Source organism: Paenibacillus azoreducens (genome assembly GCF_021654775.1).
GTDB classification, from domain to species: domain Bacteria; phylum Bacillota; class Bacilli; order Paenibacillales; family Paenibacillaceae; genus Paenibacillus_AQ; species Paenibacillus_AQ azoreducens.
Map to the genome: position 1 here is coordinate 4,411,291 of NZ_AP025343.1, position 12,761 is coordinate 4,424,051.

The 12,761-nt window shown below is 41.1% G+C and carries 10 protein-coding genes; 2 read left to right on the forward strand and 8 right to left on the reverse strand.

All coding sequences use genetic code 11. The features are described 5' to 3' along the window. Window positions 1-31: 31 nt before the first annotated feature. The 4 genes from L6442_RS19405 to L6442_RS19420 form a co-directional block, all read right to left on the reverse strand. Window positions 32-1,153, reverse strand: a complete 1,122-nt coding sequence (locus tag L6442_RS19405) for an MBL fold metallo-hydrolase (RefSeq protein ID WP_373871782.1) — start codon at window positions 1,151-1,153, stop codon at window positions 32-34. A gap of 57 nt (window positions 1,154-1,210) precedes the next feature. Beyond that, window positions 1,211-1,606, reverse strand: a complete 396-nt coding sequence (locus L6442_RS19410) for a DsrE/DsrF/DrsH-like family protein (protein ID WP_194231271.1) — start codon at window positions 1,604-1,606, stop codon at window positions 1,211-1,213. 12 nt (window positions 1,607-1,618) lie between these two features. Beyond that, window positions 1,619-2,188, reverse strand: a complete 570-nt coding sequence (locus tag L6442_RS19415) for a sulfurtransferase TusA family protein (RefSeq protein ID WP_212976705.1) — start codon at window positions 2,186-2,188, stop codon at window positions 1,619-1,621. A 78-nt stretch (window positions 2,189-2,266) separates the two neighbouring features. Further along, window positions 2,267-2,590 carry a rhodanese-like domain-containing protein gene (locus L6442_RS19420; protein WP_212976706.1) on the reverse strand — a complete coding sequence of 108 codons (324 nt, stop codon included), beginning with the start codon at window positions 2,588-2,590 and terminating at the stop codon, window positions 2,267-2,269. 650 nt (window positions 2,591-3,240) lie between these two features. Here L6442_RS19420 and L6442_RS19425 point away from each other — a divergent pair. Both L6442_RS19425 and L6442_RS19430 read left to right on the forward strand, forming a co-directional pair. Then, a complete protein-coding gene (locus L6442_RS19425) occupies window positions 3,241-4,077 on the forward strand; it encodes a sulfurtransferase (RefSeq protein WP_212976707.1) in 837 nt (278 codons plus the stop codon). Between the two features lie 452 nt (window positions 4,078-4,529). After that, the gene (locus tag L6442_RS19430; protein ID WP_212976708.1) at window positions 4,530-6,101 is read left to right on the forward strand and encodes a hypothetical protein; all 1,572 of its coding nucleotides are present in this window, start codon (window positions 4,530-4,532) and stop codon (window positions 6,099-6,101) included. 213 nt (window positions 6,102-6,314) lie between these two features. Here L6442_RS19430 and L6442_RS19435 read toward each other — a convergent pair whose 3' ends face one another. The 4 genes from L6442_RS19435 to L6442_RS19450 form a co-directional block, all read right to left on the reverse strand. Beyond that, window positions 6,315-6,620: a transposase gene (locus L6442_RS19435; RefSeq protein WP_212976709.1), complete on the reverse strand. Its 306-nt coding sequence runs from the start codon at window positions 6,618-6,620 to the stop codon at window positions 6,315-6,317. Between the two features lie 1,579 nt (window positions 6,621-8,199). Continuing rightward, window positions 8,200-10,344: an AAA family ATPase gene (locus tag L6442_RS19440; protein WP_212976710.1), complete on the reverse strand. Its 2,145-nt coding sequence runs from the start codon at window positions 10,342-10,344 to the stop codon at window positions 8,200-8,202. A gap of 409 nt (window positions 10,345-10,753) precedes the next feature. After that, a complete protein-coding gene (locus tag L6442_RS19445) occupies window positions 10,754-11,533 on the reverse strand; it encodes a reverse transcriptase domain-containing protein (RefSeq protein WP_212976711.1) in 780 nt (259 codons plus the stop codon). Between the two features lie 61 nt (window positions 11,534-11,594). Continuing rightward, the gene (locus L6442_RS19450) at window positions 11,595-11,852 is read right to left on the reverse strand and encodes a hypothetical protein (RefSeq protein ID WP_212976712.1); all 258 of its coding nucleotides are present in this window, start codon (window positions 11,850-11,852) and stop codon (window positions 11,595-11,597) included. Window positions 11,853-12,761 lie beyond the last annotated feature (909 nt).

Consider the following 12,761-nt stretch of genomic DNA (forward strand, 5'->3'; position numbering starts at 1 on the left):
CACTCCGATGGCCGGAGTGTTTGCTTGACTTTTAGTTATCATGTACGGCACAGCGGTTTGGACCTGTCTCCATCTCGCGCCGCTGTTCTTCATCCGGATTTATTTTCCCCATGTTGGTCTGGCGGATTTCCTGATATGAATTGGGCTGCGGAGGCAGATTTTCCGTTACCGTTTTTCTGAATTCCGCTTCGTCCGCAATGTTTAGGCCCGGATTCTGATGAAATAAATCGCCGAGTTTTGCGGAAACTGTTCCTTTTTGATCCAGCTCCGTGATTTTACCGAAGTGGGCGGGGAGAACAATCAGTTGTTCCGGCATCCCCCCGAATATTCCGTACAAGGAGTTCCGCAGATCACTAACCCAATCTTCCGCCTTGCCGGCAAGATCCGGACGACCGATGGAAGCAACAAACAAAATGTCGCCTGTCAAAAGGTACTCTTCATCGACCAAAAAGGACGTGCTGCCAATGGTATGGCCTGGCGTGTAAATCGGATGGATATTTACTTTGCCGTTTCCGATCCGAATATCACGATTTTCAACCAGCTCGTTATATGGGTACGTCACTTCGTCGGCATCTTTCGGCGGCAGCCAATAAGAAGCCCCTGTGGCTTGGGAAAGTTCATGTCCACCTGAGATATGGTCTGCATGCAGATGAGTATCCATCACATGTTTGATTTGTACGCCATGCTTTTGGGCAAAATCGACAAAGGGCTGAATGGTGCGGACAGCGTCGACCACAACCGCCTCGTCCCCCGACAAAATCATATACGAGAGACAACCCTTTCCGATTCTGACAAATTGGTAAACTTCACCACCATTCTTCAAGTCCCCCACTTTCACGGGTTCCAAGTGTTCGCTCCACAGCTTCATGCCTCCTTCAAGATAATATACGTTTTCGCGTCCGGATTCCACCAATTGTTCCGCTATGAACTTGGATGAGCCTTCCTTGGCGCACACAACAAGCAGCCGCTTTTCGGCAGGAATACGATCGAGCGCCGGTTCCACATCATCCAGCAGATCGAAGTATGGGATATTGATGATTTCAATCTTCTCGCCTTCGATTTTCCAGTCGTTAAATTCCGCCCAATTGCGTACATCCAAAATAAACAGCTCTTCCCGGCCGGCGATAATTTGCGATAGTTCGTGCGCCGTCATTTTTGCGAGTGATGTTTGTGTTGTCTTTTCAGTCATCGTTTCTCCTCCTCATTGGTATTAGAACGATAAGCTAATGTTGGCATCCTTGGCAAAATCGATAAAGGTCGCTGCGCCTCCCACTTCAATTCCGTTCATAAAATCTTCTTCTTTCAAGCTCATGACATCCATCGTCATCTGGCAGGCGATCATTTTCACGCCCAATTCTTGCGCCATAGCCGCAAGTTCAGGAACGGAAGGCACATTGGCATTCTTAAAGCCTTCGGCAAAATGCTCGGCTCCAGCCGGCATCGGCAGCTGTTTTACAGCCTGCTTATGAATCAAGTTCAATCCTTCAAAAGTAAAAAAGATGCCTACTTCAGCGTCGCTTGCTGCTGCCGCGGTTGCGATATTGAAAACCTTGTATGCGTCAAACATTCCACCGTTCGCTGCGATAATCGCTACTTTCATTGCCATTTTATTTTCCTCCTAATCGCGTTCTACAGGTCCTGTCCACTGGGACATGCCTGGAACGACATTTTTAATATGTTTGAATCCTTGTTCACTTAAAAAATGGGCCGCCAGGCTGCTGCGATAGCCTGTCCGGCAAATGATGCAGATGTCATCCCCGGGATTCAACTCGCCCATGCGCTGTTCCAGGTCTCCCAGAGGTAAATTTATGGAGCCTTTCAATCGGCCGAATGCATATTCGGCAGGCTCGCGGACATCCAACACAAGAATGTCACCATTTTCCTCCAGCAGCTCCTCAAGCTCCTCATTCCGGATGGCATGCGAAAACGTAATTTCTTCCTTGATGTCATCCGGCTCCGACTTGCGGACATAATGACGGTAGATGTTATCTTCTATCTGCGTCCCTAAAAATTGGTGGCCTGTCGATTGGGACCAAGCCTGAATATCGGCTACAGAGCCTTTATCGGTAGCCTGGATTTCAAGCACCTGACCGGCGTTTAACTCGTTAATGGCTTTTTTGGTGCGGACAATCGGCATTGGGCAAGCCAATCCTTTGGCATCCACAACCCGGTCAACTTTGATATTCATTACCTTCACCTCTTCAATATTGTATAGATGCTGCAAAAAGCAATGGTTCATGTTGTATCGAAAACGAAAAGCCACTGATTAATCTATTACCGTTTCACTCTGCCAGGCCAGCATTCCACCGGACATATTGTAAAGCTTGCGGTACCCGTAAGATGATAGAAATTCACAGGCTTGACGGCTGCGGCCTCCGCTTCTGCAGATCACAACGGTTTCTTTCTTGCGGTCGATTTCATCATAACGAACCTCAAGTTGGCTCAGCGGAATCAGCTTGACTCCCTTGATATGCCCCTCCCGGTACTCGGCCAGTTCGCGCACATCAATGAATTGCACATCCCGGCGTGGATTGCGGAGCCAATTTTCCACTTCCTCAGGCATGATATCGATCCAACTTTGTTTTGACATGTTGACAGCCTCCTCTTTGTTTTATACCCCATAGGGTATTATTGGGCCCATAAAAAAAACGTCTATCGACGAACTTTCTAAGAAGCGAGGGCCGCATGTAGCGGATGTTTTTCAAGACGGGCAACCATCCCGTTTCTTCACTCTCATAAATACCCCCGTGGGTATTACTTTAAATTGATTTTAGCATTATGTCAAGTCAAATTATGATCTTAGCCGTATGACCAATATTTACCTAGCACTCAAACATAGCAGACGATGTGTTCTTTAGAGTTTGCGAGCTAACCCTTTGGCCCTTCAAGCAGAAAACAAAGTCCGAAATTCGATCATGCTAAACTTAACGGACACCATGGACGCTAATTCGTAAAAAACAGCCATTTTCAAATTTTAACGGTCACTACAGCGCTTAATTGCTGTGAATCGACCCCAAAAGGGACAATTTTCACTAAATAGCTGCAGCTATGTCCGTTAAAAATCATATTAGTTAAAATTGCGCTCTATAGCGTCCGCTGTGTCCGTTAGAGTTGAGTGAGTCTAAATATTCTTCCCGCCAGCGTCTGAATCGAATTTTACGATACCCTGATATATAATGAGGATATTCATTTGTTTATCGATTTCGCTTAATACCAATTATGCTAAGGCGGTGTGTTTGAATGAATGCAATAGTAAGCAAACCTTGGGTGCTCGCCCGCATGTATGAACCGGATGTAACAATTGTAGACTGCCGGTTCGAGCTGGGGCAGCCGGAAGCGGGAAGAGAGGCTTTTGAGGAGGAGCATATTCCCAGAGCCGTATATCTGGACTTGGAAAAAGATCTCTCTTCCCCTGTCCGCGAACATGGCGGACGCCATCCGCTGCCCGATCCGGAGCAGCTCAGCCGTACCCTCGCCCAAAAAGGAATTACTCCCGAAACGCGGGTGATCGCGTATGATGATCAAGGCGGCATGTATGCTTCCCGCTTGTATTGGCTGCTCAAATATCTCGGACATGGACCGGCCTATGTCATGGACGAAGGCTTCAGCGCTTGGAAGGCCGCCGGATACCCGGTATCCGCGGATCAACCGATCCGCGTACCGGCAAGCTACAGCTATACCCTTCATCCCGAACTGCTTGCAAGCATGGAGGATGTACGGGAAGCAGCGGGCAGAGATGATGTCATCGTGATCGATTCACGTGACCCCCGCCGCTATCAAGGACTTGAAGAAACAATGGACAAAGCCGCCGGCCATATCCCGGGCGCCAAAAACAAGTTTTGGAAGCTGCTGCTGGATGAGAACGGAAAATGGATGGCGGCGGACCAGCTGCAGGAGCATTATCAAGAGTTCCCTCAGGATAAAGAAATCATTGTATACTGCGGCTCAGGCGTTTCCGCCTGCCCGAACTTCATTGGACTAAAAGAAGCGGGATACGAAAATGTAAAGCTGTATTCGGGAAGCTGGAGCGACTGGATTTCGTACAGCGAGAATCCGATCGCGACCGGGGAAGAATAAAAGCTGGAAAATTAACGCCAAGTAACTACTTTCCTACTTTATAAAACTAAGAATCTCATAATAAGAGACTTTAGAGCATCTTCTTGCAACATGTAAAGAAGATGCTCTTTTGTTTACATTAGAATTGATCTTTTCAGATTTCCCATAGCCCACCGATATGTATGCGAATACCATTTCAACGTGATCACTACATATGAATTTCCCACATTCTCTCCGAATATAACCAGCTTATATAAAATGCTCTTGAATTTTCGTTAATAACGATTCTGATATAGAAATAAATTATTAGTAGCTGATGTATCAAGAAATGTTTTTAAATCTCATTCTCTGGAATGTATCAGTACTAAAGATCTATACAGCAAGACTATAGTCATGGTATATTGATAATTGGATTATAGTTCCATCAATATAAAGGGTTTCAATAAATGAAAATTTTCTAGGGGGTATAGAATGTGGACAATCAACAAGAAGTAAAGATAGTTTTTATAGGAGAATCAGGTTGTGGTAAAAGCACACTTATCCGCCATCTGGCAGAATCCCCAAACGAGCTTAAGTATGCTTCATCTAAGGATGGACATGCTGGTACTACAAAAGTAACTATAGAATATCTTTTTGGAGATTATAAATACATAACGGTTAATTCAGTTTTTTGTAACATTAAATATTCTAAAGATTCTGATCTAGTTTTTTTGGGGGATCCCGAATTTGAAGCATTTCTGAGCAATATTGAAGTTATGCAAACTTTGGATAGATCAAGTGATAACTATGAACAACTCATCAATGACTATGCTAAAGAGTATCTTAACGGTAAATCTCTTAAAGAAGTTTTCGACATAATAAACAATCCAAATACATTCTTTAATCGTATAACAATGCAAGTGCCTGCAAATAAAGAATTATATACTCAAATGAAGGTAAACGATATTGATGAATTAAGAATTGTTGATACTAGAGGGCTTGGAGATCAAGATGACATTGAGAGAGTCATCCCATTTGCGGGTGCAGACGCTATCATAATAGTAGGGAAAAATGAAACACCATCTCCAGTAATACTACAAGGCCTAATCAAAGTCTGTCAAGATTACAAACACTTACCCGTGTTATTCATAGGAAAACATGCAATCAATGAAGACGAGGTAAACATAACTTCCATCGATTCAGTGGAAGATTACTTATCGAGGCTGATCAAATTTAATAAAAATCCAGATTGTTCGATTAGACGCTTATATGCAGATGTGTGTGAAGAACATTTAGAACTAATTAAACCTGTTCAGGATGTTATGAAAGAATGTCGCATTAATAATGTTCCCTATATCAATTCTTTAGCATTTTCAACAGCTAAAGAATCTAACTATTACAAGTTTTACGTCCCCGCTTGTATTCAGATTTTTAGTAATTGTATCAAAACAATTAGTTCTTACCAGGTTGCTCAAAAGGATGTGTCTAATCAATTACGTAATAGTAAGGCTAATCTTTTTCATAGTATGTTTACTAAAGATGTTTTAGATAGTGTTATTAATTATCTATCAATTGAACCAAAGAATTATAATCGGTATGTAGACTTTCTCTCTGTTGCAAAAGGTTTGTCTGAAAGACATGGGTCTCCTCTTGAGTACTCATATAATTGTGTAGCTGCAACTATGCATGCCATGCTGAAAACCGCAATTGACCGCGCTATAATAAGTGTTGACAATACTATTAGCAATGATATTCTTCTTTTCTTCTTCAACCGGGTATTGCAACACAATTCGTATAACTGGTATTGGGGTTATGACAATGGTTACTACTACACCATCATTAATTTCAGTTATAGAGTAGTTCAAGATTGTAAGAAGAAACTTCAAGAACGAAATCTTAAATTAGATCAAGTAGTATGCACACGATTTGGAAAGCAGTATGATCAGTATGATTCAATAAAAATTCTACTTTTTGAAGAAAGCCTGAATATGCTAATAAACAAGATGGATAGTGACATCGATGTGAATAATTATTTCTCCAGTATCCTTGACGCCGATCCAGTATGAACATGTCATAATCAGTACTGAGTTTCTTTAAAATTATCATTAATAGAGACAATCAATAAGTTACTGTACATGCCAATAAACACTTCAAGAAATTGTAAATCCAAAAAAGCTGATAGTATCCCTAAACAGCTCTAAGCTGTGTTTGAATTTGAGCGAGAGCTACTCCGAATAGAGCTTGTTTATAAACATATTCAATCCAATGTTGCTTTTTTCTCATCGATATTGGTGCAACCCATCCAAAAGATTGCCTTGCCCGCTGTAAATACAGCACATTGAAGCAAAAGAGAGTAGCGCCCAGTAGCGATCGATCGCTTTCGTAGATCGAACCTGATATCGATCCAAGCCGAGGTGGACCTTCGCCGCTCGAAAATACGTTTCAATCGACCATCGCTTGCTGTAATAGCTCAGAATTTGCTTGTTGGTTAGAGAAACATCTGTACTTAGAAAAGCTTTTACTTGCTTTGGGTTCAGTTCTTCTCCTTCTTTCCAGCAGAAAAGAACGACTCCATTATCCAGCAAATTGAGCTTTCCTTCGTATCGATAAACGAGGGTAAGAGTCTACTCCGATGGTCACGAGATCGGTATCAGACTCGGAAATAAACGAAGCAAATTCTTTAATGGATTGACGAATCCCTTGGGGGTAAATGATGCGATTGGTCTTCAGACCACTAATGACTTGGAACCCTTGCTCGCTACTCACCTGAAGAACAGAGGCTGAAGGATACCACGAATCCATTAATACGTAAGTTCGGTGATGAGACTTGGGCACTTGCTGGATCATGTCACAAGCCAGATCAATCTTACTCTTGCTATTGGATTCATAACGTTCTGCTGCAAAGCACCACCCGCCCGAAGCATCGCTTCCACTACAGCATGACCATAGACCTTCTTGCCCTTGAGATGAGAGTGGTGAAAGGCTGAACGCTGGATCGAGTCAACCGCCCGTGACGAAGGTTTGGTTTTATCACACACACCGTATCATCTACGAGGACAAAAATCGGACTGTTATTGTGTTTGGCGCTGAATTTGACTTGCTGATAGGCGATATTACGTACGACTTGCTTCAGGAACTGTTCATCCCACTTCCCATGGGATAAAAAATGACTTAAGCTTCTGCGATCCCGATGGTGCAAGCTTTCACGATGTATATCTGTTAAGGTACCTGTAAATGTGTACCTCACGTTTGCGTCCGTATTTATAGAAATATGAAGTGACGGTTTGGATTAGTTGCTATCTTGCTACTCGGTGTAGGTCCTTGGCCACATAGGCAAAGGGCGCTCTCTCTTTCACGGACCAATGCGGGGTTACGTTTTCAGGTTGGTTTCTTCTCCTCTAGGCATACCTAAACAAGGATCGCCACTACATACACCTGCTACTAGATGCCAGTTCATTTGCTCTATCATTATCTTGTGTTCTTATTGTGAGTGCCTTTTCTTGAATTGAAGTAACGTGAGCAAAGACTAACGGAGGACCAGAGGGGCGTCGAATAAACACAAGACAATAAGACAACTTCACCGTTGAAGCTCGTGCACAGTGTTAGGTGTACTACAAAGCCACTTCTACCTGTATTTGAAGCCAAAAGCGCATGAACAGTATATCTATTAGTATTGCTAGATTCAGCTCTTGGTTTGGAAGGACCACGGTAAATGTACAAATCCTTTGAAGGTTATGTGCATAAATCTCAAAGGAGGGGCCATCTGAATTACCTGCGGAGTAATGCTTCAGCTGTAGGTACCTTAGTTACTAAAATCGGTTACAGCGATAACTCAAACCGATATCTCTAATCGATCATCCATGTCCCATCGTGATAATTATAATGACAGCGCTTCTATGAAGAGCTTTTTTCTTGAATCTATCAGAAGTTCTCTCTATCCTTTCAACTTACTTTTTGCACCGTTTTTTCACTCTAAATCATCAAATGTAGTTGTCAGATAATGTGAAGCTACCTTGTATTTCTATTCCTATTAACTTCAATTCCCCCTTAAAACTAGAAACTTGAAAAAGAAAAAGAGCCAACCTGTGGCTCCTAATTCTTAATTGTTTCAAATCTAGAAATCGAATTCAACATAAAATGCAGTAATAAGACATAACTTGTGTTTCAAATCACATCAAAAAACTGTTCTATTCTTCGAAACAAAGATGGCATCTTATGCCCTCTCTTCATAGCATTTTTAACATATAACTCTGAAATCAAATATTTGTTCCTATAATCATCAATAAATTGATAAATAAATTCCTTATGCTCTATTGCTTCAATTGAACTAGGTGCTAATATAGATTGTTCACCTTTTATCTTTGAGTTTTTCATATCCTGCTTAAAGGAAAACATTGCTATTGAATCTCTTTGAACACTATCTCCATATTTAGAAATACATTGAACGAGAGAATCATACAGGAGCTCTGGATCAAGACAATCCTCTATCTCAGTCGGTGTATAAATCCCACCAGATGAAAGTTTAGATAGCAATACATCATCGTCACTCATTTGTATCCTTGCAATCTTAAGTTTTTCTCCCTTTGTACTACTATTGAAATCAATGATATTTAAGTGCTCATCAGTATCTACTAGACATAGTAGTTTACTATTAATGGCTCTATTTTCTTCTCGTTCGCAAAAAGGTAGATATAAATAATTATACATTTTAACTACATTAGCACATCCGCCAACTGCAAAGACTTGAAGGTTAGGAACATTACGAAGATAATATTCAAGATATATTTTATCGTCAGTACCTTCACATATAATCCAATTCTTCTCTTCCGATCTCATCGAACTTAATATTGAGGAAGATAATTCAAAATAGCTTTTAATAATAATATCATCTGGTAGCTTCCCGCGTTTCTCAAAATAATTGTTTAATTTAAATGAATGCATTTCAACTTTCTTATCACTAATTAATTCAATGTAATGTAAATCCCCAGTATCAGTAACTGGTAGAGAACCATACCAGTGAGTGGTGATTAGAATCTGATTTTTAGTAGAAAGATTCCTCAGTCTTTCAAATTGGCTAAACGCCCTAGATATATGTAATGAATTTTCAGGTTCATCAACAGCTAATATTACATTTTTATGAGCACTTGAACTTTCTATTAGAAAAGCTGTTGCCACATCAAGTAGTGCTGTTCTCTGTTCTCCAGAGCTAAGCTCACTAACCTCTTTTCTATCTTTTTTGAGCGTTCGAATAGAAAAATACGCTTCTAATATTTTCTTTCTCACATCTGAGGATTTAAGATTTTTCTTATACATCCCCTCAACCTTATAAGCGTATCGCTCATCGATTTTACTTATAATATCATTTATAGAATCCATATATGTGTTTAAAGAATTATTTAAAAATTCTATCACACTATAGTGACCCCGACTCCCATTTTTAATATTTTTTTGATTTAATATATTATCGATTTCGTTTAAAATGTCTCTGTTCATTAATTCTTGCATTTCTCGATTTTCTATCTTGAGAATATCACTTGGGCTCGCTTCAATCGGAATATATACATAAGTATAATACTCTTTTACAAGATCAAGAATTTTTTGATATTTATAATCCTTTAAATCAAGAGGAACTTTCTTCAAAAGGCTATCATTAAATGTGATAAAATAAGCATCATTCTTGTTGTTAAATGCTATACCAACAAGAAACAAAAAATATTCTTCTTTATCATACTTATTCTTTAAAATATCTCTATATTGATAGAATTTTTTAAATTCATCTGTAGAAAAATTTGATCCTAGTTCAGTGTTAGATGACCAGAAATAGTCGCTTAAAAATTCAAAATACAATATATCTTCATCACCTAATTCTAATGTATTAATAAATTCTTCTTTTCTCACTAAAAATATAGGAGCAATAAAAGCGTCATCCTTTTTACCATCTTTATTTCTGTTCCAATTAGCACCATTGAAAAATGTATTTAATGACTCTAATATTGAACTCTTACCCGCCCCGTTGTTACCAATATACACAGAATATTTATTATTATAATCTGAATTAATAGGAATGAAGTATAGCCCTCGATAAATTTTATAGTGCCTTAGAAATACTCCAATTAACATTTGCGTATCCTCCAATATCTTTTTTACTACTGATATTATATTACAAAATTCTACAAATGCTATCATTTCAGCTTTGACAACACTATCTTGAGCGCCCTTAAGTATAAATATCCTACTTCTTGGGATAGTTGTAATGACCAGTGCTAATAAACATATGGTTAGAAAAATAAAGTAGGGAAACACTCTCATGGCTCCCCCTTATCGAACCGCAGGTGCCTTACTTAGGCATACAGCTCACCAACGTGATTCAACTAGAAATCAATAAGTAGTTGCTAAACGTTGTGCATATTGTATTTTACGGACACGTTCAGGCGTGTAATAGGCCTCTCCGCGTTCGCTAGCTTTCCGTTTTCTTTGGACTTGTTTCGTTTTCTGCTTGTTCTTCATGAAATCCATGTAATCATCGAGGGTGTATCCGTACTGCGCGTTGTAATATACCCAGAACGCAGGTACCAGCCTTATTCGAGCAAAGAATTCGTTGTTCCATTTCGTTTTCATTGCGTGTCCTATTCTTTGGCTTGGATACTTGTGTATCATGGCGACTCGCAGTCGTTGTCTCACATACCCGTCCATATCAAAGAGCTGGTTTTTGAATCCATTAAAGAAACAACGACTTTCCTGTCCATATCGCTTGTTTTCCTCTACGGCTTTGTACAGGTTCAGGAAATAGTTTACCTTCCCTTGAATAATTGGATTGACACGTTCCAGCCATGCTTTCTTGTTCAACGTTAGGGTTTTCCGTGTCTTGGCCTTCACTTTCTGCTTGAAACCTTTCCACGTGGAATCCTTGGGTTTCGCGATGAAATACGGGCCTGCCATCCTTCTTCCGCTCCCGCCAGTGTTCAAACGTGAATCCCAGAAAGTCGAAGTCATCTTTCTTGAAGTTTACCATCTTGGTTTTCTCCATGGCGACTTCCAATCCTAGCTCTGCTAATGTTTCTCGGGTGACTTCAGCCGCTTTTCGGATTTCTTCCTCCGTTTTCGCGAATAAAAGAAAATCGTCAGCGTAGCGCACGAAGCGGATACCGTGCTCCTCTAACTTCCAATCCAACTCATTTAGATATAGGTTGGCTAGTATAGGCGAGATGACACCACCTTGCGGCGTTCCGGCATCTACTTCGTGGTATTTGCCTTCTTCCATATACCCTGCTTTTAACCACTTCCAGATCATATCCAGTACCGTTCCATCCGCGATGTACTTCGTCAGGATCCCCATCAGTTTCTTGTGGGGAATGTTATCGAAGAAGCCGCGAATGTCACAGTCATAAATAAAATTATGCTCTGTCTCAATGTTCCACAGGATAATCTGGACGACGAGTTTTGCCCCATAATTTGGGCGATATCCGCACGACCAACGATGGAAAATCCTTTCCTTCACTTTGGCTGTAACACGTTTACAACGGCTTGTTGCACAATCCGGTCATCAATGTTAGGTATGCCTAGCGGTCGCATCTTCCCGTTTTTTTTGGGATATATTGTTTGCGTACGGGGGATGAAACATAGGCTTTGTCTCGGAGTTTCTGCAAGAGTCCGCTTAGATTTTCATCCAACTTCTTCTCATAGCTCTCCAAGGTTTCGCCGTCGATTCCACCCGCCCCTTTGTTTTCCTTTACCTGTAACCATACTTCATGAAGTTTTCGATCAAACAAAATTTGCCCATAAATACTGTGCCACTTTAACTTCAATTCTTGATTCAAGTCTATCGCCCACCTTTCATTGTGCCCATTCCGTTCGTTCTTACCGCAGTAACGTGATGGTTGTCCGGCACCACATTCAAGTGTTTGTCCACGAGGTCGTTCCCCTTCCGTTCGGCAAACGTTTAGTCACCTGCCTACTTCCGTACTATGAGAACGTCTGAGTTCTCTACCATGAATACAACTTCGGCGAAGCCTTATATGGAAGCATCCTTTACAGGGAAGTAGAGAACTTCACGGGGTCATCGTATCTTCCTTCTGAACATACCCAGCACCTTCACTTGATAAGCCATCGCCCTCCGTCTGGTTCATTGGACAACGTTTTTTTCCTTAGGCTTCCCGTTATTGCCGCACAGTCGCCGACTTATCCTGCCGCTGCGTGCTTCACGCTTTCGCATTTGGGTCTGCTCATCCGTCTACGGGTCTCTCGATTTTCCGCATCTCCTTCAGACAATTACCTCGCGATGTTGTCCTAGATTAGGCTTCTCAACTCACACCAGAGTGGTTGAGGAGGGACTTTCCCCCTCTGAAAAGCATCCTTCTAAGCTCCCGGTTCGTATTTATGGTAACGTAGCCGCCACTCTTAACAGATGCTCATAGCGTTAACTCTCTAAAGTTACGACTGCCCGTCGCACAGCAAAAACAGCCCGCTTCAAATGCGGGCTTTCAAGTATTGGCAGCAACTCATCAGATCGTGATCGTTTTCTCGATTCAAACACAGATCATAGGGTATTTAGCTTAATCATGTTTTCTTTTATCGCTTTCAACTCGGAAAAATCAAACATTTGCTTTGATTAAGTTTTCTAACCCCATATTCAATAACCAGGAAGCAGCTTTTCTTTCCCTTACTTTTGATCCTTTTTTCCTTATTGAATATCGCCGCTCTTTGCGGCCTCATCAGCGCTCCGGCGT

Coding starts and splice junctions, on each gene's coding strand:
- L6442_RS19405 (WP_373871782.1), bottom strand. CDS start 1,153: ATGACGGCGCACGAACTATCGCAAATTATCGCCGGCCGGGAAGAGCTG.
- L6442_RS19410 (WP_194231271.1), bottom strand. CDS start 1,606: ATGGCAATGAAAGTAGCGATTATCGCAGCGAACGGTGGAATGTTTGAC.
- L6442_RS19415 (WP_212976705.1), bottom strand. CDS start 2,188: ATGAATATCAAAGTTGACCGGGTTGTGGATGCCAAAGGATTGGCTTGC.
- L6442_RS19420 (WP_212976706.1), bottom strand. CDS start 2,590: ATGTCAAAACAAAGTTGGATCGATATCATGCCTGAGGAAGTGGAAAAT.
- L6442_RS19425 (WP_212976707.1), top strand. CDS start 3,241: ATGAATGCAATAGTAAGCAAACCTTGGGTGCTCGCCCGCATGTATGAA.
- L6442_RS19440 (WP_212976710.1), bottom strand. CDS start 10,344: ATGAGAGTGTTTCCCTACTTTATTTTTCTAACCATATGTTTATTAGCA.